The organism is Vibrio sp. 1180_3, assembly GCF_029478545.1.
GTDB lineage: Bacteria > Pseudomonadota > Gammaproteobacteria > Enterobacterales > Vibrionaceae > Vibrio > Vibrio aestuarianus.
The window spans coordinates 1-22,483 of record NZ_SJFM01000018.1; the positions used below are offsets into that span (position 1 = coordinate 1).

At 43.2% G+C, this 22,483-nt stretch carries 14 protein-coding genes, 1 tRNA gene and 1 riboswitch; of the genes, 9 read left to right on the forward strand and 6 right to left on the reverse strand.

Features of this window, described 5'->3' with window-relative positions; translation table 11 throughout:
* Nucleotides 1-6: 6 nt before the first annotated feature.
* Nucleotides 7-83: transfer RNA gene (locus EYW48_RS12135), tRNA-Asp, on the forward strand.
* A 551-nt stretch (nucleotides 84-634) separates the two neighbouring features.
* Here EYW48_RS12135 and EYW48_RS12140 read toward each other — a convergent pair.
* The gene (locus EYW48_RS12140) at nucleotides 635-1,951 is read right to left on the reverse strand and encodes a sodium:proton antiporter (protein ID WP_172532129.1); all 1,317 of its coding nucleotides are present in this window, start codon (nucleotides 1,949-1,951) and stop codon (nucleotides 635-637) included.
* 181 nt (nucleotides 1,952-2,132) lie between these two features.
* Here EYW48_RS12140 and metH point away from each other — a divergent pair, with 181 nt between their 5' ends.
* Nucleotides 2,133-5,810: a methionine synthase gene (gene metH, locus EYW48_RS12145; RefSeq protein WP_176313387.1), complete on the forward strand. Its 3,678-nt coding sequence runs from the start codon at nucleotides 2,133-2,135 to the stop codon at nucleotides 5,808-5,810.
* A gap of 77 nt (nucleotides 5,811-5,887) precedes the next feature.
* Here the strand turns inward: metH and lysC are convergent, their stop codons facing one another.
* A complete protein-coding gene (lysC, locus tag EYW48_RS12150) occupies nucleotides 5,888-7,240 on the reverse strand; it encodes a lysine-sensitive aspartokinase 3 (RefSeq protein WP_277432476.1) in 1,353 nt (450 codons plus the stop codon).
* Between the two features lie 105 nt (nucleotides 7,241-7,345).
* Nucleotides 7,346-7,521: riboswitch (Lysine riboswitch) on the reverse strand.
* A gap of 178 nt (nucleotides 7,522-7,699) precedes the next feature.
* On the opposite strand from lysC, the gene EYW48_RS12155 reads away from it, so the two are divergent.
* Nucleotides 7,700-8,821: an alanine--glyoxylate aminotransferase family protein gene (locus EYW48_RS12155; RefSeq protein ID WP_261927658.1), complete on the forward strand. Its 1,122-nt coding sequence runs from the start codon at nucleotides 7,700-7,702 to the stop codon at nucleotides 8,819-8,821.
* 54 nt (nucleotides 8,822-8,875) lie between these two features.
* Here EYW48_RS12155 and EYW48_RS12160 read toward each other — a convergent pair whose 3' ends face one another.
* The 4 genes from EYW48_RS12160 to EYW48_RS12175 form a co-directional block, all read right to left on the reverse strand.
* Nucleotides 8,876-10,648: a PglL family O-oligosaccharyltransferase gene (locus EYW48_RS12160; RefSeq protein WP_171981172.1), complete on the reverse strand. Its 1,773-nt coding sequence runs from the start codon at nucleotides 10,646-10,648 to the stop codon at nucleotides 8,876-8,878.
* 70 nt (nucleotides 10,649-10,718) lie between these two features.
* The gene (gene uvrA / locus EYW48_RS12165; RefSeq protein ID WP_053308842.1) at nucleotides 10,719-13,541 is read right to left on the reverse strand and encodes an excinuclease ABC subunit UvrA; all 2,823 of its coding nucleotides are present in this window, start codon (nucleotides 13,539-13,541) and stop codon (nucleotides 10,719-10,721) included.
* Between the two features lie 244 nt (nucleotides 13,542-13,785).
* Nucleotides 13,786-14,655, reverse strand: coding sequence for a UTP--glucose-1-phosphate uridylyltransferase GalU (galU, locus tag EYW48_RS12170; protein ID WP_053308832.1), 870 nt, complete (start codon nucleotides 14,653-14,655; stop codon nucleotides 13,786-13,788).
* A 118-nt stretch (nucleotides 14,656-14,773) separates the two neighbouring features.
* Nucleotides 14,774-15,421: a LuxR C-terminal-related transcriptional regulator gene (locus EYW48_RS12175; RefSeq protein ID WP_274672186.1), complete on the reverse strand. Its 648-nt coding sequence runs from the start codon at nucleotides 15,419-15,421 to the stop codon at nucleotides 14,774-14,776.
* Nucleotides 15,422-15,730: 309 nt separating this feature from the next.
* Here EYW48_RS12175 and EYW48_RS12180 point away from each other — a divergent pair, with 309 nt between their 5' ends.
* The 6 genes from EYW48_RS12180 to mshL all read left to right on the forward strand — a co-directional run bounded on the left by EYW48_RS12180 (nucleotide 15,731) and on the right by mshL (nucleotide 22,478).
* Complete coding sequence (locus EYW48_RS12180; RefSeq protein ID WP_053308830.1) at nucleotides 15,731-16,261, forward strand: single-stranded DNA-binding protein; 531 nt, start codon at nucleotides 15,731-15,733, stop codon at nucleotides 16,259-16,261.
* A 142-nt stretch (nucleotides 16,262-16,403) separates the two neighbouring features.
* The gene (csrD, locus tag EYW48_RS12185; RefSeq protein ID WP_277432477.1) at nucleotides 16,404-18,392 is read left to right on the forward strand and encodes an RNase E specificity factor CsrD; all 1,989 of its coding nucleotides are present in this window, start codon (nucleotides 16,404-16,406) and stop codon (nucleotides 18,390-18,392) included.
* Nucleotides 18,393-18,404: 12 nt separating this feature from the next.
* Nucleotides 18,405-19,844 carry an MSHA biogenesis protein MshI gene (locus tag EYW48_RS12190; protein WP_277432478.1) on the forward strand — a complete coding sequence of 480 codons (1,440 nt, stop codon included), beginning with the start codon at nucleotides 18,405-18,407 and terminating at the stop codon, nucleotides 19,842-19,844.
* A complete protein-coding gene (gene gspM / locus EYW48_RS12195; RefSeq protein WP_171979703.1) occupies nucleotides 19,844-20,488 on the forward strand; it encodes a type II secretion system protein GspM in 645 nt (214 codons plus the stop codon). The genes EYW48_RS12190 and gspM overlap by 1 nt, the downstream gene beginning before the upstream one ends.
* On the forward strand, nucleotides 20,478-20,804 hold the full coding sequence (locus EYW48_RS12200; RefSeq protein ID WP_171979702.1) for an MSHA biogenesis protein MshK: 327 nt from the start codon (nucleotides 20,478-20,480) through the stop codon (nucleotides 20,802-20,804). The genes gspM and EYW48_RS12200 overlap by 11 nt, the downstream gene beginning before the upstream one ends.
* A 15-nt stretch (nucleotides 20,805-20,819) precedes the next feature.
* Nucleotides 20,820-22,478, forward strand: a complete 1,659-nt coding sequence (gene mshL, locus EYW48_RS12205; RefSeq protein WP_277432479.1) for a pilus (MSHA type) biogenesis protein MshL — start codon at nucleotides 20,820-20,822, stop codon at nucleotides 22,476-22,478.
* The last annotated feature ends 5 nt before the right edge of the window (nucleotides 22,479-22,483 follow it).

The following is a 22,483-nucleotide window of genomic DNA, read 5'->3' on the forward strand; positions in this document are numbered from 1 at the left end:
CGCAGCGGAGCGGTAGTTCAGTTGGTTAGAATACCGGCCTGTCACGCCGGGGGTCGCGGGTTCGAGTCCCGTCCGCTCCGCCACTTTATTAGAAACCTCAGCAGCAATGCTGGGGTTTTTTGCGTTTAGGGCATTAAGCTATACTCGTTACCTCTTTTCCTACTAGCCTCTCTTCTCTTTATTGCTACAGCGACAGAAGTGCACAGCACTAAAAAATGAGTATGAAAAAGCCGATACAGTATGTTGAAAAATAACGATACGGCTTAAGTTCTATAGGATTAACTTTGCTGAATAAGGTGGGATATGGACAATGGTTAAGTTTAAATGCTTTTTCTCTAGATAATGTTGGCGCCAACTCGCGGTGCAACTGCACCAAACAGATAAGCGTAGCCAAATTGCTGCTGAACAGCTCTAGACTTTTACTAAATCCTTATTGCGGTATTATTCTGCCCCAATCTAGTTTCGTCTTGAAACTGGATATCAACGTGCTCTAGCTTAAAATAATCGGGGAGCCTAAGAATCGTTTCTATTTTAAATTTTTAAATCATCAAATACGTTAGATTTAAAAAAGTCGACACGCAGTGGTATCGACTTGGTGATTCAACAGATATTGTGAGATGTATTCGAATCGGGATTAACTTTCTTGTTCTTGGACTACTGTCGATTCTGTGGCTTCCCTTTGTTTTTCAGCCTGTTTCGCTTTTTCGATCAAGGGAGTAATGGTTGAGCCTTGGATCAGTATCGAAAATACTACAACGGCATACGTCATAACCAGTATCAGTTCTTTTACATCGATCAGCTTATCCGGAATGACTAAAATTCCAGAGGGAATCGATAGAGCCATTGCTAGTGCTAATCCTCCGCGTAGTCCTCCCCAAGTAAGAATCTTAATCGACCATGGGTTATAGCTTCGGTAACGTTTAAAGCCAATGTACGATAAGAAAACACTAAGGTAGCGAGCACATAATACAAGCGGAACGGAAAATGCCATTAACATCCAATCTTCTTCATGAAATTGGAAGAGTAGCATCGACATACCAATCAACAGGAACAATACCCCATTGAGAAATTCATCAACTAACTCCCAGAAGTGATCTAAATGCTCTTCGCTTTCCTTTGAGAAACCGATAAAGCGGGTCCAGTTACCGATCATGATACCGGATACCACCATTGCGAGTGGCCCAGAGACATGTATGACATCTGCAAAAACGTAACCAGCGGTTGGAATACCGATGGTTAATAACAGCTCCATAGAGTGGTCATTAGTCGCGCTAATAAGGTAGTGAAATAATAAACCGAGAGCTAGGCCGTAGATAATTCCCCCCATAGCTTCTTGTGCAAACAGCATGGTGACACTACCAACGGTCGGAGTTTCTGTACCGAATGCGATAGTAAATATTGTGACAAAGATAACTAGACCAAAACCGTCGTTGAAGAGAGATTCCCCTTCAATTTGAGTTGAGATACGTTTAGGCGCATCAAGTTTTTTGACAATGGCTAACACAGCGATTGGGTCGGTTGGTGAAATCAGCGCGCCGAATAATAAGCAATACACAAGGTCAAATTGAATGTCGATCAGTTGGCAGAAGCCATAGAGGCCAAAACCAATGAAGAAGGTTGAAAATAATGTTGCTCCAAGTGCGAGAACGGTTATTTCCCATTTTTGATCTTTAAGATTAGGCAGTTTAATACCTAAGCCACCCGCAAAAAGAAGAAAGCCTAGGATCCCTTTGAGTAAAAAATTTTCAAAGTTGATGCTATTAACGGTATCGATAGCAATTTCAGTGAGATGAAACCAATCGTTTTGACCCGCAATTAAGATTAATAACGAAAGCATCATAGAGCCTGCGGTGATAGCAATGGTGGTTTGCATCTTTCCTATCTTACTGTTTAAGAAAGCAATCATCATCGCGGCTGCCGATAGGAAGCACAAAGTATAGTAGACCGACATTTTTTTCTCAGTGTGTAACAAAATATGAACAAATTCTCCTTCTATGATGAGCAAATAGCAAACACTTTTTCATTACATCAGAGTTAACAACAAGCAGCTATTAAAGTGCTGTTTAGACGTCTAGATTTCTAACGGTTATATGATAGGATGTGGAAATAACGAAAAGGAATGAGGCTGTACTGTGGGAAGAAAAGTGAAGAGTCAAATTGAAGCTCAATTGCAACAAAGAATATTGTTGATCGATGGTGGTATGGGCACCATGATTCAGGGTTACAAGCTTGAAGAGCAAGATTATCGAGGAGAGCGTTTTGCTAATTGGCCAAGTGATCTAAAAGGCAATAACGATCTCCTAGTATTGACGCAGCCTCAATTGATAAAAGAGATCCATTGTGCTTATTTAGAGGCCGGTGCTGATATTCTTGAAACCAATACCTTTAATGCGACGACTATCGCAATGGCTGACTATGATATGCAAGCCATCAGTGATGAAATCAACTTTGCTGCTGCAAAATTAGCGCGTGAAGTCGCTGATGAATGGACCGCTAAAACACCGCATAAACCCCGTTACGTGGCCGGTGTACTCGGTCCAACTAACCGTACCTGTTCTATCTCTCCAGATGTGAATGATCCTGGCTTCCGCAATGTCAGTTTTGATCAACTTGTTGAAGCGTACTCAGAATCAACACGAGCTTTAATCAAAGGTGGCTGTGATTTAATTCTTATTGAAACCATTTTTGACACATTAAATGCCAAAGCGTGTGCTTTCGCCGTCGATACGGTTTTTGAAGAGCTCGGTTATAAGTTGCCTGTGATGATTTCAGGGACGATAACGGATGCCTCTGGCCGTACCCTTTCAGGACAGACGACAGAAGCGTTCTACAATGCACTTCGCCACGTGGAGCCGATCTCCTTTGGTTTAAACTGCGCTTTAGGTCCCGATGAACTACGCCAATATGTTGAAGAGTTGTCACGTATTTCTGAATGCTACGTTTCAGCGCACCCTAATGCCGGTTTACCAAATGCATTTGGTGAGTATGATCTGGAAGCGAAAGAGATGGCAGAGCATATTGCTGAGTGGGCGCAAGCTGGGTTTCTAAATTTAGTTGGTGGCTGCTGTGGTACAACGCCAGAACATATTCGACAAATGGCACAAGCAGTTGAAGGAGTGAAGCCTCGCTCTTTGCCTGAATTGCCAAAGTCGTGTCGTTTGTCTGGTTTGGAGCCGTTAACCATCGCGAAAGATACATTATTTGTTAATGTTGGCGAGCGAACAAACGTTACGGGTTCCGCACGTTTCAAACGATTAATCAAAGAAGAGCTATATGATGAAGCGCTACACGTAGCGCGTGAGCAAGTCGAAAATGGTGCTCAAATCATCGATATCAACATGGATGAAGGGATGCTTGATGCTGAGGCGTGCATGGTGCGTTTCCTTAATCTATGTGCTTCTGAGCCTGAAATATCAAAAGTGCCTATCATGGTTGACTCTTCTAAGTGGGAAGTCATTGAGGCCGGTCTTAAATGTATTCAAGGTAAAGGCATCGTTAACTCGATCTCTTTGAAAGAAGGTAAAGAAAAATTTGTTGAGCAAGCGAAGCTGATCCGTCGCTATGGCGCGGCGGTTATCGTGATGGCTTTCGATGAAGTGGGCCAAGCTGATACACGTCAACGGAAAATCGAAATTTGTACCAATGCTTATCGTATTTTAGTCGATGAGGTTGGTTTCCCCGCAGAAGATATCATCTTCGATCCAAATATTTTTGCTGTTGCTACGGGAATTGACGAGCATAACAACTACGCCGTTGACTTTATCGAAGCGGTTGCAGACATCAAACGCGATTTACCTTACGCCATGATCTCCGGTGGAGTCTCCAACGTTTCGTTTTCTTTCCGCGGTAACAACTATGTTCGTGAAGCAATTCACGCGGTATTCCTTTACCACTGTTTTAAAAATGGTATGGATATGGGGATCGTTAACGCTGGTCAATTGGAGATCTACGACAACGTTCCAGAAAAGCTACGGGATGCCGTAGAGGATGTAATTTTAAATCGCCGCGACGACAGTACCGAACGTTTATTAGATATTGCGGCTGAATATGCAGATAAAGGCGTAGGAAAAGAAGAAGATGCTAGTGCACTTGAGTGGAGAACATGGTCGGTTGAAAAGCGCTTAGAGCATGCGTTAGTTAAAGGCATTACAGAATTTATCGTTGAAGATACTGAAGAAGCCCGTCTTAATGCGAGCAAACCATTAGAGGTAATTGAAGGCCCATTAATGGATGGCATGAACGTAGTTGGTGACCTATTTGGTGAGGGTAAAATGTTCTTACCTCAAGTTGTTAAGTCAGCGCGAGTTATGAAGCAGGCGGTTGCCCACTTAGAGCCTTACATCAATGCATTGAAACAAGCAGGTTCAACCAACGGTAAAATTCTACTCGCAACCGTAAAAGGTGATGTGCATGACATCGGTAAGAATATTGTTGGTGTGGTATTGCAATGTAATAACTACGAAATTATTGACCTTGGGGTGATGGTGCCGTGCGAGAAAATACTCAAAGTAGCCAAAGAAGAGAACGTTGATATTATTGGTTTATCTGGCCTTATTACACCGTCATTGGATGAAATGGTCCATGTCGCGAAAGAAATGGAACGTCAGGGTTTTGATTTACCACTTTTGATTGGTGGTGCAACCACATCGAAAGCGCATACTGCCGTGAAGATAGAACAAAATTACCAACATCCGGTGGTATATGTAAACAATGCTTCACGTGCAGTTGGGGTCTGTTCGGCGCTACTGTCTGAGACACAAAAGCCAGCTTTTGTTGAAAAGCTTCAGGCTGATTATGACGTTGTGCGTGACCAACACGCTCGTAAGCGTCCGCGTACTAAACCTGTCACCTTAGAGAAGGCTCGCGCTAACAAAGTCGCGATTAATTGGGATAGCTATACACCACCAGTGCCACTTAAACCTGGTGTACATGTGTTTAATGATTTTGATGTTTCGACGTTACGGCAGTATATCGATTGGACTCCGTTCTTTATGACATGGTCGTTGATGGGTAAATACCCGGCAATTTTTGATCATGAAGAGGTGGGTGAAGAAGCTCTGCGTTTGTTTAAGGATGCCAACGAGTTACTTGATCGTGTCGAGCGAGAAGGTTTACTCGAAGCTCGTGGCATGTGCGCCTTATTTCCTGCGGCCAGTATTGGCGATGATATCGAAGTTTACAGTGATGAGTCCCGTACTGAGGTTGCTCATGTTTTGCATAATTTGCGTCAACAAACGGAGAAGCCGAAAGGATTTAACTACTGCCTATCTGATTACATAGCACCTAAAGAATCAGGCAAGAAAGATTGGATCGGTGCGTTTGCGGTTACTGGTGGTATCGGTGAGCGTGAGTTGGCCGATCAATACAAAGCAAATGGTGATGATTACAACGCGATTATGATCCAAGCCGTAGCGGATCGTTTGGCGGAAGCTTTTGCTGAGTATTTACACCTGCAAGTTCGTAAAGATATTTGGGGTTATGCCACAGATGAAAACTTATCGAATGACGAATTGATTCGTGAAAAGTATCAAGGTATTCGCCCAGCTCCGGGTTATCCAGCGTGTCCTGAACATACAGAGAAAGGAACTTTATGGGAAATGCTCAATGTTGAGCAAGCGATTGATATGTCGTTAACCACCAGTTACGCCATGTGGCCAGGGGCTTCGGTATCTGGCTGGTATTTCTCGCATCCTGATTCTCGTTATTTTGCCATCGCACAAATACAGCAAGATCAAATGCAAGATTATGCGCAGCGTAAAGGCTGGAGCGAGCAAGAAGCAGAAAAATGGTTAGGGCCTAATTTAGATTAAGGTAAAAAAGAAAGAGGTTGGAATATCCAACCTCTTTCTTTTTGTGGCACTCAAATTATTGAGCAAAGCACTTTAGATTATTGCTCAAACAGCTCTTGGTGCAGTTTCTGAATAGCGGCTTTTGATACCGATTCATGCAGCAAGAAACATAAGTTATGCGGACTCGCACCGTAGCAAATCATACGCATGTTGAAGTCTTCTAACGTGCTAAATACCTGCTTGGCGTAACCTTTGGTATTACTCATGTTATTGCCTATCAGTGCGATTAAACTTAAGTTATGTTCAACATCGACAGTGCATAATTCTTCCAATTCTTGACGAACAGCTTGTGGTAATTCTGGTGAACCCCCGGAAGTATCGGTCTTGTCTAATGTTAAGGAGACGCTGATTTCAGAAGTGGTAATCAGATCCACTGAAATTTTGTGTTTGGCTAAAATCTCGAACACTTTCGACAAAAAGCCATAAGCATGGAACATGCTAGCACTACGCAGTGTGACCATGGTTTGGTTGCCGCGTAAGGTCAAGGCTCTAAAAAGTGGCGAGCTTTCGACACGTTTGCGAATCCAAGTTCCACCTTTTTCTGGTTCTTTCGATGAACCTACAAATACAGGAATGTCATGTCGTAATGCCGGTAACAATGTCGAGGGGTGGAGAATTTTGGCACCGAAATTCGCCATTTCAGACGCTTCACTAAAACTGATTTCAGCAATCGGTGCAGCATTAGGCGCAATGCGAGGGTCGGTAGTATAAATGCCAGGTACATCGGTCCAAATTTCTAAACCTGACGCTTGGACTGCTTCTGCAATTAAAGCGGCTGAATAATCACTACCACCACGGCCAAGAGTGGTCGTGTTTCCTTGTTCATCAGAACCAATGAAGCCTTGCGTTACCACTACGTGCTGTTGACATAATGGCGTTAATTTTTGTTTAGCAAGTAATGCTATTTGCTCTAACTGAGGCTCAGCACGACCGAAATGATCATCGGTGCGCAAGATCTCGCGGATATCAAAACGCACCGCTTCCATACCTCGTTCACGCATCAATTGGGTAAGAATAAAGGTCGACATTAATTCGCCGCACGCAACGAGATGGTCAGTCAATTTTTTACTTGATTGAAAAGAGGCGGCTTCTGCAACACTAGCAACCATATCTAAAATTGAATGTACTTCTTTTTCAACTTGAGCTGGATGGGTAAGTTGATCGATGATGGCATGATGGATATCGGCTAACTGTTTGATGATCGCCAAACGTTGCTCTGCATCTTGAACCCCACTGGCTAACTCAACTAACAAATTAGTGACACCAGAGCATGCACTGCTAACCACTAATTTTGTATTTGGATTATTTTCGATAACAGCAGCACAACGGCTCATTGCTTCAAAGTTAGCTACACTTGTTCCGCCAAACTTGGCTACATTGAATGTGCTCATAGCATTTCTCCCACGACTTCCTAAAATAAAAATGTGTTGGTGTTCCAACGTCCAATGTTTGAAGAGAAATTTCTAGAGCATATAAAGAGGTGTTTTTGATTGGTTTACCTCAGAAGCTCTTCATCAGCGCGGCTAATGACAGTTGAAGGGATTCAGCCCATTCAACCGACAAACCAAATCCACAACCTTGGTTCATCTCGGCACTGCTCCCCATCAATGCTTTGTTTTGGAGTTGAGGCTCCACAAAACATCTGCCTGGGCAGTGCTCCTCTTCTGCTAGATAGCTCATTCATTGAACGTTTTTGAACTATTAATGTCAATTGCTAATTAAGTTCAAATGTAAAATAAAATTAACCAGATTGTGACACTGGTTTGACCTCTAGACTTCTGTCGAATTGTTGCTAGGTGATTTTTGCTTTACTCTGGTTTTCCACATTTGGCCGCAAGCAAGGAGCAATTATGTCCATTACCAGTTTCAACCCACCACAACGGATCTTGATGGGACCTGGTCCTTCAGATATTTACCCACAAGTATTGCAAGCACTAAGTCGTCCAACCGTTGGTCACTTAGACCCGTTATTTATTCAGATGATGGATGAGCTCAAACAGCTACTTAAATATGCATTTCAAACGCAAAATGAATTCACGATAGCAGTTTCTGCGCCAGGCAGTGCTGGTATGGAAGCGTGTTTCGTCAATTTAATAGAACCGGGTGATAAAGTCATTGTCTGCCGCAATGGTGTGTTTGGTGAGCGAATGCGAGAAAATGTCATTCGTTGCGGCGGGGAAGTCGCGTTGGTTGATGATGAATGGGGGATGCCAGTTTCGGTTGATAAAGTAGAACAAGCGATCAAGGCGAACCCCGATGCAAAAATATTGGCATTTGTGCATGCGGAGACATCAACCGGGGCATTAAGTGATGCACAAGCGTTAGGTCAGTTGGCTAAGCAAAATAACATGTTGAGTATTGTAGATGCGGTAACATCTTTAGGCGGTGTGCCACTTTATGTCGATAAATGGCAGTTAGATGCCGTTTATTCTGGTAGCCAGAAATGTCTATCTTGTCCCCCTGGCTTATCGCCGTTGACTTTTTCCGCTCAAGCGATTGAGAAAATTCAATCACGCACGACACCTGTACAAAGTTGGTTTTTAGACCAAAGCTTGGTGCTCGGCTATTGGAGTGGTGAAGGTAAACGCAGCTATCATCACACCGCACCAGTCAACAGCTTATATGCGCTACACGAAGCGCTACTAATGCTAAAAAATGAAGGACTAGAGAAAGCTTGGTCTCGTCATCGTGATATGCATGAAAAGTTAAAGCAAGGCTTAGAGAAACTTGGCTTTAACTTTGTGGTGCCAGAGCAAAGTCGGTTGCCGCAACTTAATGCGGTATATATTCCTCAAGGTGTTGATGATGCGAAGGTTCGCTCCCACTTGCTCAGTGAATATAATTTGGAAATTGGCGCTGGTTTAGGCGCTCTTGCGGGTAAAGCTTGGCGTATTGGCTTAATGGGCTATGGGGCTCGTAGAGAAAATATAGCCTTGTGTTTGCGGGCGTTAGAAGAGTCTTTAACTGAGTAGAATAAAACCAGTAGAGCAGCCCTAATGGTTACTCTACTGGTCATAGTTAGGTAATTATTCAGTAGCCGTTGCTTGCACACTACTTGAAGCAGCACTAGATGGTCGAATATATTGCACCTCACTGAAATCCATATTGGGGAACAAAAATGCGGCTTCGGAGCGAATTTGCTCGGCACGACTATCATCGCCAATGCCTTGGTAAGCAATCACCAAATTACTGTAGAAGGTAGGCCGAGGTTGGTGCTTAATGATCTCTAATGACCAATCTATATAAGGCGTTATAAATTCGGGGTCTTGAGTGTATAAACCAATATTGAGATAGGTGCTATACACATCCCAATCAAAGCGATTTCTCCACACTACAGGATTGGTGACCTTCTGTAAGATATCAGGGTTTGGTGGTTGAGACTTTTCAAACTGAGTGAGTACATGGTTAGTGTGCAGTGCACTCACCATGTAAAAACCCGTTAGTACAGGAGCCACTAAACTTATGACCCTCAGTAATGACTTACTCACCGAGCTAAATGGTGCGTATTTATATTTGGCAACACGTTGATCAACCCAAAAAAGCAAGATGATAAAGGTTATCCAATGCACCGCCGAGTGATAAAATGGATATTCCAGTTGGCTGTGTAAGACTATAGGAATAAACAAGGCAAACATTGCGAGCCTTGTTCCTTTCTTGGCTGAATATATCCTCATCATTACGAAGGCAATCGCCAATAATATTCCGATAACGGGCAGTAACCCGCCTTCGACCCCCCACAACAATAATTCATTGTGTGGGTGATCCATGGAATGGAGCCCCGGATGATAACTCGAATTTAGCTGATGTTGTCTTGCGGTATAAAGCAAATACTCCGCTTCAAACTTGCCGTAGCCGTAACCTGTAAATGGCTTTTCAATGATCATGTCGAGCGTTTGAGGAAAGGTGTAACGGCGAGGGCTTTCTAGATCGGCTTTATTGCTAACAAACCCATCGCTTCCCTGAGTATACATTGCAGCAATACCGAGCAAGATACCGATTAATGTTGCAGCACTCCATCCCCAAAAGCGTTTTTGTGTCGAGAATCGAAATAGGTAAGGGAGAACGAACATAATCCCTAATATTGCACCAATCCAGCCTGTACGAGAGGCTAGTACGACCAATAACGGTGCGGTTAAAAGCGGAGTGAAATATAAAAGGCTTACTGCGCTTAATTGTTGATTGTATTTTTTGGGTTGGCGAGCAAGCAGGTAACCGGAAATCACCAAGCCAGTAGCAAGGAAACTTGCCATGACATTAGGTTGTTGAAAAATGCCGTAAGGCCGATTTACCTCAGTGTTATAACCAAATAGGTTATTTGGTTGCAATAGAAAATACTGATAGAAACCAAACAGAGCTTCAATCAACACGCCTAATACAATAAACCACAGTAATCGCTGTTTATGTTTGTTACTAAAACGGAATTGTTGTAGTAAGACAAAAAGCAATAGCCCGCACCATAGCCCTACCAAGCGGCTGACTGAGAGTTCCAGTGACGCATTGGTGTAAAGCAGTGGAATGGTCATAATGATGCAGCTAATCAACAAGCCGATAGTTAATTTGGAATAACGTAGCCGACGGTTAGAAGCTAGTTGATATAAACCCAATGAGAGCGTGATGCTCAGCGTTAACCAAGTCGTTGGGTTAAAAGATAGCGCTAAACCTGAACCACCAGGGTTAGGCATAAAAAAATGCATCGCCAGTAAATAGATGATGCTAATCGAAAATAAAAAAGGTTTATTTAAAGGGATTGCTGGTGCTTGGTTCTCAAGCTGCGTACCGCTTAGATGCAATGTAGCCATAGGTCTCACGTTCCAGTTGAAAAGAAACCAGCCATCGTGAGTGCTGGTTTCTCTACTCTACCGTTTTTTTCTATTTCAACATAGGCTTAAGAAAGCGAGCTGTGTGAGATATGTCGACCTGTGCAACATCTTCAGGAGTCCCTTGGGCAATAATTTGGCCACCACCTTGACCACCTTCTGGCCCTAAATCAATGATCCAGTCTGCGGTTTTCACTACATCTAAATTGTGCTCAATCACCACCACGGTATTACCATGGTCACGTAGGCGGTGCAGGACAATCAACAGTTGTTGGATATCGTGGAAGTGAAGACCTGTTGTTGGTTCATCCAAGATGTACAAGGTTTTACCGGTATCACGTTTAGATAACTCACGAGCTAGCTTGACTCGTTGTGCTTCCCCTCCAGATAGGGTTGTGGCCGCTTGCCCGAGACGAATATAGGATAAGCCGACATCAATTAATGTTTTTAGCTTACGCGCAATGACGGGAACTGGTTCAAAGAATTGATACGCATCTTCTACCGTCATTTCGAGTACTTCATCAATCGCTTTGCCTTTGTAGCGTACTTCTAGCGTTTCACGGTTATAGCGTTTGCCTTTACATACATCGCAAGGGACGTAAACATCAGGTAAGAAATGCATTTCTACTTTGATAACACCATCACCTTGACAAGCTTCGCAGCGACCACCACGCACGTTGAAACTAAAGCGGCCCGGTTTATAACCACGAGATCGTGATTCTTGAGTTCCGGAAAATAGCTCACGAATTGGTGTAAAAATGCCTGTGTAGGTCGCTGGATTTGAGCGCGGTGTTCTGCCTATTGGGCTTTGGTCGATATCAATAACCTTATCAAAATGTTCCAACCCTTTTATTTTCTTATAGGGGGCTGGTGTAGCAGTAGTTGCACCATTTAAAGCGGTATGAGCAATCTTAAAAAATGTGTCATTGATGAGGGTGGATTTACCTGAACCAGAAACACCAGTGATACAACTAAATAAACCGACAGGTATCGATAAATCGACATCTTTCAAGTTATTGCCTGATGCACCAATAAGCTCAACGGTTTTCTTTGGATCTCTTGGAGTACGTTGCTGAGGGATGGCAATTTCTTTTACGCCACTGAGATACTGACCTGTAAGTGAGTTAGGGTTGGCAATGATTTGGTCGACATTTCCTTCCGCTACTACTTGCCCACCATGAACACCAGCTCCTGGACCAATATCGATGACATGGTCAGCCATACGGATTGCGTCTTCATCATGTTCCACAACCAGTACGGTATTGCCGAGATCGCGCAGGTGGGTCAATGTTTTCAATAGCCGTTCGTTATCACGCTGGTGGAGACCAATTGACGGTTCATCTAAAACGTACATTACCCCAACTAATCCAGCACCGATCTGACTTGCGAGTCGAATTCGTTGGGCTTCACCGCCCGAGAGTGTTTCTGCGCTGCGAGAGAGGTTTAGGTAGTTAAGCCCTACGTTGACCAAGAAGTGTAAGCGATCATTGATCTCTTTCATCACCTTTTCAGCAATTTGTGCTTTTTGCCCAGTCAGCGCTAAGGTTTGGAAGAACTGCAGCGCGTCGGCGATACTAAGCTCAACCACTTCAGGTAGTGCCGTATCGTTGATAAACACATTGCGAGCCTCAACACGTAGGCGTGTACCATCACAACTGGTGCATGGTTTGGTTGAAATGTATTTCACCAAATCTTCACGCACTGAATTTGATTCTGTATCACGGTAACGGCGCTCAAGGGTATTAAGAATCCCTTCAAATGGGTGGCGTTTAACACGAATGTCGCCACGGTCATTGATATAATTGAACTCGATTTCAGTTCTGCCAGATCCTTTTAAAATGATCTCTTGGACTTTTTTCGGTAATTTGTTGAATGGCACATGCAAGTCAAAATCATAATGTGTTGCAAGTGAGGTGAGCATTTGGAAGTAGTAATAGTTTTTTTGATCCCATCCGCGAATGGCTCCTTGCGCTAAACTCAAACTGCTGTCTTGTATTACACGTTCAGGATCGAAGTATTGTTGTACTCCTAAGCCATCACAGGTGTGGCAGGCTCCTGCTGGGTTATTGAACGAAAACAGTCGAGGCTCAAGCTCTTGCATGCTGTAACCACAATGTGGGCAGGCAAAGTTAGCCGAAAATACAATTTCTTCCCCTTTACCATCCATATCCGTTACGACTGCAATACCGCCAGATAGCTCAAGAGTGGTTTCAAAAGATTCCGCGAGGCGTTGCTGTAAGTCGTTGCGAACTTTGAAGCGATCAACCACTACTTCAATGGTGTGCTTTTTATGCAGTTCTAGTGTTGGTGGATCGGAAAGATCACAAGTTTCACCATCTATACGGGCACGAATAAAACCTTGGGCTGCAAGGTTTTCCAATGTTTTTACGTGCTCACCTTTGCGCTCTTTGACGATGGGCGCTAGCAGCATCATTTTTGAGCCTTCGGGGAGCTCAAGAACCTTATCGACCATTTGGCTAACGGTTTGTGCGCTTAATGGCACTTTGTGTTCCGGGCAACGAGGCTCACCAACACGAGCATAAAGTAGACGTAAATAGTCGTAGACTTCAGTAATAGTGCCGACTGTCGAACGTGGGTTATGTGATGTTGATTTTTGTTCAATAGATATCGCTGGAGAAAGCCCTTCAATATGGTCTACATCGGGTTTTTCCATTAAAGATAAGAATTGGCGAGCATAGGCAGAAAGAGATTCAACATAGCGACGTTGGCCTTCCGCATATAAAGTATCAAAGGCAAGCGACGATTTTCCTGACCCTGAAAGTCCAGTAATTACGATCAATTTATCGCGTGGGATAGTCAGGTTGATATTTTTTAGATTGTGGGTTCGTGCGCCCCTAACTTCGATTTTATCCATCATCTATGCTCTATGTAACACCAAGTGTGGCAAGTATTGCATAGTGTGAGTTTTGTGCAAATAGATACTGGATAAAAAAACAGTAAATAAAAAGCCACGCAATTTAACGTGGCTTTATTGGCGAGCGTATACCCTTCCGACTTGAAGTTGCAGCTGTGTTGGCTACCTGCAACTTCAAGTTGTTTGGGTATTGTTCACAAATTGTTTCGTGAAACTGCAACTAGGATATAAACATATCGGTAAGTTAAGCTTTATGGGTTGAATGTTTGTCTAGCGCTACTTTTTGCTCATTTTTCTTATACATGTTTTCAAAACAGTAGTTAGTGGCCTCGATATAGCCTTCAACACTACCGCAGTCAAAACGTTGTCCCTTGAATTTATAAGCAAGCACGCAACCTGACTTCGCCTGTTTAAGCAGTGCATCGGTGATTTGGATTTCCCCACCTTTACCAGGTTCTGTTTGCTCAATTAAGTCAAAAATATCAGGCGTTAAGATGTAGCGGCCGATGATGGCAAGGTTGCTTGGCGCGGTGCCTGGTTCTGGCTTTTCAACCATGTCATCAACACGGAATAGATCATCTTTAATCATCTCACCAGAGATAACACCATACTTGTGTGTTTCATTGTCAGGAACTTCTTGAACTGCAACAATCGAACAACGGAACTGTTTGTACAGAGCGACCATTTGTGCCAGAACGCCTCGTTCTTCATTAACACAAAGGTCATCAGCAAGCACGACAGCAAAAGGTTCATCACCAATCAGCTCACGACCAGTTAAGATTGCGTGACCCAAGCCTTTCATTTCACGTTGGCGAATATAGGTAAAGTTAGCGGTATCGATGATTTCACGGATATCAACCAACAGCTCTTCTTTGTTGGTGCCGCTGATTTGATGTTCTAATTCATAGTTCTTATCAAAGTGATCCATGATCGAGTGTTTACCTCGTCCTGTCACGATACACATTCCCGTCATCCCGGCTTGAATCGCTTCTTCAACGCCGTACTCGATCAGTGGCTTATTAACCACTGGCATCATTTCTTTTGGCATTGATTTAGTCGCTGGAAGAAAACGCGTACCGTAGCCAGCGGCTGGGAATAGGCACTTTTTGATCATGCTATAACCTTATAATTGTGAATAATAATTGGAGGATGGCGCAACCTTACCACGCTTTACTGGTGGGTATCATCATCAACACTTTGATGCTGATGAAATTCTGTGCCATGCCTCATAATTAAGACAGTATGTTTTGATTTGCCCAGGCGATCGCTTGTGAGCGTTTTTTTACCGAGAGTTTTTTGAATATTTGATAAAGATGAGACTTTACGGTGAACTCACTAATGAACAGGCTTTCAGCCATCTGACTGTTGGATGCTCCGGTTTGAAGGCTACGCAAAATTTGCACCTCGCGGGCGGTTAAATCGGTAATGACCTGTGCAGTATGAGACTCAAAAGTATAACGGTAATAATGCAATAATTGACTGGTGACATGGCGAGGTAGCCAGTTTTGGCCATTAATGATCTCACCGAGTCCATGTGCGATGCTTTCGAAACTATCGCTACGGTAAAATAGCCCTTTTAAATGACCAAAGGTGAGCAATTCATCGGTGGTAAGACGCTGTGATACATTGAATAATATCGTTTCGTGGTGATTGCTGTTTAGTGGGCTATTGCCTAACCGTTGCCTAAGTTGTACATAGTTACCGTAATCAATCATTAGTATTTTATGTTTATCAAAACCGCTAGATTGGCGCAGTGCTTCTGGCTCTATTTTGGGGATCGGTAGCGCTAATAGCGAGGTAAGCTGTTCGATATAGGGTGAGGAGCTTTGAGCATCTAAACACAAAAAATAAATGGTGCGGGTGTAGTTGGCTTTTCTCATTTTAACGTCCTGTTAATGGGATATCCTTTATTTCCTCAGTGGATAACAATTATCCATCTGTCGCGAAAATGAACTAACTACCAAAATAATGCGAATCAAAGAAATAAAATTGCGTTGGGTTTCATATGAGAAAGTAAATGAGTGTTTTATCACCCTTAATTTTGAGGGGGCTGTTCTAAAAAAGAGAAAAAGGGTGGGGCATAGCGCTGAATATTTGTCAGTCTCTCTATGTATATTTGTACCCCGCGTAAAGCGTGGTATCCTAGTCAGCTATTTTTAGAACACTCATGATGGAAGACGGAGCAAAACATGGCAAGCCGTGGAGTAAATAAAGTTATTTTAGTGGGTAACCTAGGTAACGACCCAGAAATTCGTTATATGCCAAGTGGCGGTGCTGTGGCAAACATCACCATCGCAACGTCAGAGTCATGGCGTGATAAAGCAACGGGTGAGCAACGTGAAAAAACCGAATGGCATCGTGTTGCACTATTTGGCAAATTAGCTGAAGTCGCTGGTGAATACTTGCGTAAAGGTTCACAGGTTTATATCGAAGGCCAATTACAAACGCGTAAGTGGCAAGATCAAAGTGGCCAAGACCGTTATACAACAGAAGTTGTTGTTCAAGGTTTTAACGGCGTGATGCAAATGTTAGGTGGTCGTGCACAAGGCGGTGCACCTGCTCAAGGTGGTATGCCTCAGTCTCAGCAACAAGGTGGATGGGGACAACCTCAACAACCAGCGATGCAGCAGCAACCTCAGAAGCAGCAGTCTGCACCTCAACAGGCTCAGCCACAATATAACGAGCCGCCGATGGATTTTGATGACGACATCCCGTTTTGACGCTCTAATTTCGAAAAAAGCCGCGAAAACCGCGGCTTTTTTATATAGTTATCATTAGGTCAGCACGCCCTAGTTAAGACTTTCTTATCTGTCGGCACATTTTCTTTTTATATGGTTTGAATCGAAAAGGAATTCAGTATTCATGCGGTATACCCCCACATTGAAACTGAGCACGCGCTTAGGGGCATTTGTTACCTTAATCGTTACCAGTGCGATGTTTATTTTGTTTATTGGTGGAACCTTGTCTTTTCAGCGTATGGGACAAGAGTACCTCAATCACTATCTGACCGGGATTGTGGAAGTCGTAGACAAAGAAATGGAAGACCCTGACGCTGCCTATTCAATGCAACGTTGGATGCCTAAAATGTTGCAAGCCAGCAATATTGTCGAGATGCAGCTAACTTCACAAGCGGGTGTTATCTATCGTTTTAAAGATACCTCTTCAACAATTGCACCTGAGCGTCTTTATCATATTGATATCCCCTTACAGCGCAATCCCAGTTATAGCGTCTCTTTCAAGGCCATTCCTCCATATCTTGGCTACAGCTATTCGTTAGGAGCGATGTGGTCAATTACCCTAGCGGTCGGGCTGATAGTTTTCTGTTTGATCAGAGGCATCAAATGGTTGAAAGAGCAGTTGATAGGCTCTGAATTGCTTGAAGAGCGTGGTCGTATGATCTTAGCTGGTCGAGTAGAGCAATATGCGCAAGGTGATCACCGTGAGTGGCCTTACACCGCAAGTGAAGCGCTTGATGTGTTAATTGATGAGCTACAAGATGCCCGTCAAGAGCGCAGTCGATTCGATACTTTCATTCGTACTCAGACTTTCTTAGATAAACTGACCGGAACAGCTAACCGCGTATTATTTGATAGCAAATTGGAATCCGCTTTACTTGAAAGTGGTGCTCGTGGTGGAGTGTTGATGATACGTATTGATGATTGGGATTCCCTGTGCGAAGAGTGCGGTAAAAAAGTCGCTGACGATCTAATCGTCGAAGTGGGTGAAAGTATTTCTAATGTGATACAGCGTTATCCTGATGTCATTTTGTCGCGCTATTACGATGCGGATTTTGCTATTTTTGTACCTCATCAGGGCGTCAAAGAGGTCGCCTCTATCGCAGTGCAATGCCTTAAATTATTTGCACGCGTTAACCCTCCAGAGCCTCTTGAGCCAGAAAATTGGTGCCACATTGGTATTAGCATGTACAGCGAAGGTGAGCGACGTGGCCGAGTATTGGATGAAGCTGAAACGGCACTGAAAAGTGCGCAGTTACAAGGCGTGAATACTTGGAGTCGTTTTAAAAAGAGCAATTTTATTCAAGAAGAGCGAGGAAGCGTTCGTTGGAGAACCTTGTTTGATCAAGTGCTCACTCCAGATGCTATTTTATTATACCGGCAGTCTTGTTATTTAATTGAAAAATCAAATGATTTAACATGGGTACACCACGAATTGTTTGCTCGTATTGATGATCCTGAGCAAGGTGTGATCAAAGCTTCTCGTTTTCATGCGGCGCTAGAAACCGTCGGTTATGAAATGATGATGGATCGTGCGGTGCTATTGAAAGTGCTACGCTTGTTAAAAACGTCAGAACTTACTGATCCGGTTTCAGTTAATCTGCATGTGCTCCCTTTTGCCGATAAACTATACTTCAAATGGTTTAGATATGAGTTACTTCAACTCTCTTCTGATGTTAGGGCTTTGCTCTCATTTGAATTTCCAGAAGGGCGATTAGTACAGCATCTTGATTATATGCGGCCTGTAATAAAAATGATTTCAGGCCTTGGCGCTAAAGTGGTCGTGGGCCAAGCGGGTAGAACCATCGTCAGTACCCACTACATAAAAGATTTAAACGTTGATTATCTTAAATTACATCGCAGTTTGGTTAAAAAAATAGACCAACGGCATGAGAATCAATTGTTTGTTCGCAGTATGCTTGGTGCTTGTAGTGGAACACAGACACAGGTTATTGCTGTCGGTGTTGAAACCGAACAAGAATGGCGAACATTACAAAACCTTGGTGTTCAAGGTGGGCAAGGGCGATTGTTTGAAGAAGAGCTTCCCTTGTTACCAGAGAAAATAGTTGCTCCTACTGTAAAAGCAGGGCGAAGAAATCGTTGGCGTAAAAAATAAAAGTGATCCTCAATGAATGTTCAGTCACTGATTGAAAAAATAAAGCCATCAAAAGCGGCTACTAAACAACTTTTTGCTGTTGTACAGCCAGAGGCTATCTATTTCTCCTCGTTAGAGGGCGTTACTTTGCCAAGAGAGGTTCCTCTTGAGGGAGCAACGTGGCAGAGTGTATTACTCGATAGCGTAAAGGCGCTTAATGCAAAAGGTTTGGTGGTTCACCTTGTTCTGCACTCCAATCTTTATCAAACCTATCAAATAGAAAAACCTAATTTACCAAAGGAAGAGTGGTCAGTTGCGCTGCCATTTTTACTCAAAGACCTGATTAACGAAAAAGTGACCGAAATCGTTGCTGATGCTTTTTCGTTGCCTATTGGCAATAAAATTCAGGCTTATGTGGTGGCAAAACGTTTGGTTTTGGAGGTGAGTGCATTATTGCAAGCCAACGGTTTGTTACTGGGTAAAGTTATCCCTGAAAGTGAAGTGTGGGCACGAAGTGCTGGGGAACTAGGTAACTTTCTTTTATTGCATCGCAATAAAAATAGCAGTTTTAAATTCGATGCCTTTATTGACCGTAAATGCAGTTTTCAACGCACCATAAGAGGTGTGGTTCCCCCTATAACTGGTGTAGCAAGTTCAGCACTACAACTTGATGGACTAGCCTTAGAGCTGCAACGTTCGATTGATTACCTTTCATCGCAACTGAAAGGTGCCTCGCTTCATCAGTTAAAAGTGCAGTGTGATGAAGAAGAGCAACAAGAGTTAGTCGATGCGCTAAATGAGCGTTTAAGCGTTAAAGTCTCTTTGTTGGATGAACGCCACCCTGATTCTGTGGATCTTTTGCTCGAAAAAATCACCAGCATTAATGATGAGATGCTAAATCTGTACCCAGAGCATCTCAAACCGAAGAAAGACTATTTTTCTTTATCTGCAGTGGTTGCGGTATGGGGTGGTGTGACATTGTTGATGCTGCTTATGTATGGTGGTTATCAATGGCAAAATCAGCGTCAACTTCAACAGTTACAAATGGTACAAAGCGAAGCTCAAACACTGAAAGTTCAATTTGATCAAATGAAACAAAAAGCGGATCGCCATAAACCATCAGCGGATAAAATAGCCGCGATTGAGCGACTTAAGCTTGAAATAAAAGCCAAGCAGGACTCTTTAAATGCCGTGCATCAATTCGATGAATCGCAACAAGTAGGCTATTCAGGAGTGATGCGCTCATTGGCCAAATTAAGTCGCAATGACATTTCATTAACCTCAATCGAGATCGATTCAGACAAGCTTGATCTTCACGGTCTCGCTCGTGAAGCTAAAGTGATTCCTAATTGGTTAAGTCAGTTTAAAAGTGAGCTTAACTTGGTTGGACGCAGCTTTGAGAAGCTGAAAATAGGTCGTAATGAGCAAGACATCATCACCTTTGAGCTTAAAACAACGGAAGGTGATAAATAATGAATTGGCAGGATCTCAATAACAAATTTTCAAAACTTAGCCCGCGCGAGAAAGTGTTAATTGCACTGTGTGGGCTAGTAGTCAGCGTATTGTTGATTTTTAGCGTATTACTGGAACCGACACTGAAGTCAATCACAGCCAATAAATTGCAACTTCAATCGCTTGAGCAAGGCAATCAGCGTATTCAAGGCGATATTCTGTTACTTACTGCTAAACTCAATAAAGATCCAAATCAAGAGATTGATATAGAGTTCAAACAGTTATTAGAGCAAAGCCAAGCGCTGTCACTGGAGTTATCCAAAGTGGTCGACAGCTTGATCACACCAGCGCAAATGGCAGAACAGTTAGAAAGCGTGTTAGCGAACAGTCAAAATTTAAAACTTGTGTCGTTAGAGTCTTTAAGTGCAGAATCGATAGCCAATAACAGTAAAACATCAGAATATTCAGGCTATTATGTCCACCCGGTTCGACTTGAGCTTACTGGGGAATATTTTGCAATTTTAAACTATCTCGCCAGTCTGGAAAGTTTACCAATGAAGTATTACTGGCGTCACTTTCAATACTCGGTGGAAGATTACCCTCAAGCCAGAGTGATCATGGAAGTGTATACGTTAGGGGTTAGACAGGAGTTTATTGGTGGCTAAGGTTGTTTTCTCATTATTGTTGTCGGCTATTGCATTCCATAGTTGGGCAACGCAAGACCCTACCGCACCATTAGGCTGGGTAGAACAAAGTGTTGTTCCCGCTAAAAAGGTGGTTAGCTATCCGCTACCTACTTTGCAAAGTATTACCTGCCAGCAAACGACACCATGTGTTGCCGTGTTAAATGACGAGGTGATCACCGTTGGGGAGTCATTGAGGGGCTATACCGTGCAAGCGATTGAACCTCAACAAGTGACGCTTTCTCGTGGAGGAAGGTTATGGAACTTAGGCCTCTTTTCCCTAGATATTAAGCAGTAAGGTAGTAGAAATCGTATGCGTAAAATCGTATTAGGCGTGTTGATTACATCATTAGTGGGTTGTTCGATGGGACATCGTGATCCAGTAGAGATTAAGCAATCTTTAAATCAGTCGATTAATGAATCGAATGGCCGAAACTTAGACGCGCTTCCTCCTTCTGTGGAAGCTGATCTTATGCCTGACATTGAAGGGGTAACACCACGTAGCCAAGAAACGGTGAAGCGTTTTCGAATTAAAGCCAATAATGTTGAGGCAAAAGCCTTCTTTGCCAGTTTGGTCAAAGGAACAGAATTTAGTGCTGCTATTCACCCTAATGTTGAAGGACGTGTAACGGTTAACTTAACCGATGTCACACTTGATGATGTGCTATCGGTTGTACGCGATATGTATGGATTTGAAATCACCAAAAAAGGCAAAGTGATTCAAGTCTATCCGGCAGGTTTACGTACGGTGACGATTCCGGTCGACTATTTGCAGCTCAAGCGCACAGGTCGCTCGCTGACATCGATTACTACCGGTACCATCACTAACACTGATACGGGCTCGAATAACAACTCTAATTCATCCAATAGTTCCAATAGCAGTTCGAATTCAAATAGTAGCTCATCGACGACCACTAAAGGTGGCACTGAGATTGAAACTATCAGTGAGAGTGACTTTTGGCCGCAGTTAGAAAAAGCCGTTTTGCAGTTGATTGGTTCAGGGCAGGGACAAAGTGTTGTCGTAACGCCTCAAGCCAGTGTGATTACGGTTCGCGCTTACCCTGATGAAATTCGCGAAGTGCGCAATTTTCTCGGGATTTCTCATGATCGAATGCAACGCCAGGTCATTTTAGAAGCCAAAATTCTAGAAGTCACATTAAGTGATGGATACCAGCAAGGTATCAATTGGTCGAAGATGTTCACCTCTAATGGTACCAATTATACTATTGGGGCTGGCAGCATCGTCAAAGATGCAGCGGGCAATATTTTACCAGCAGCTTTACCAGGGCTAGATTCGATCGGTGCATTGCTGGGTGGACAGTCAAATGTTGTGATATCAAGTGGTAGCTTTGATGCTGTGTTGAGCTTTATGGGTACACAAGGTGATCTCAATGTTCTTTCTAGCCCACGAGTAACGGCATCCAATAACCAAAAAGCAGTGATTAAAGTTGGGGCTGATGAATATTATGTGACTGATTTATCGAGTGTAGTGGGTAATGCTGATAACTCAAATGTTGCACCTGAAGTTGAATTAACGCCATTCTTTTCTGGTATTTCTCTGGATGTGACACCGCAAATTGATGACCAAGGGAATGTATTCCTCCATGTTCATCCTGCGGTTATTGAAGTCGAGCAGCAGAGTAAAGAAATTGATTATGGTGAGACGAAAATCATTTTACCTCTAGCAAAAAGCACGATTCGAGAGTCTGACTCCATTATTCGAGCTCAAGATGGCGATGTTGTGGTCATTGGTGGTTTGATGAAGTCCAACAATATAAATCAAGTCTCTAAAGTACCATTTTTAGGTGACATTCCTGCACTTGGGCACTTATTTAGAAATACATCTAAAATCACCCAAAAAACAGAACTGGTCATTTTGCTTAAACCAACCGTCGTTGGCGTCAATACTTGGCAAAAAGAGCTCGAACGTTCACGTGAATTGCTGCAGGAGTGGTTCCCAGACGAAGAATAAACACC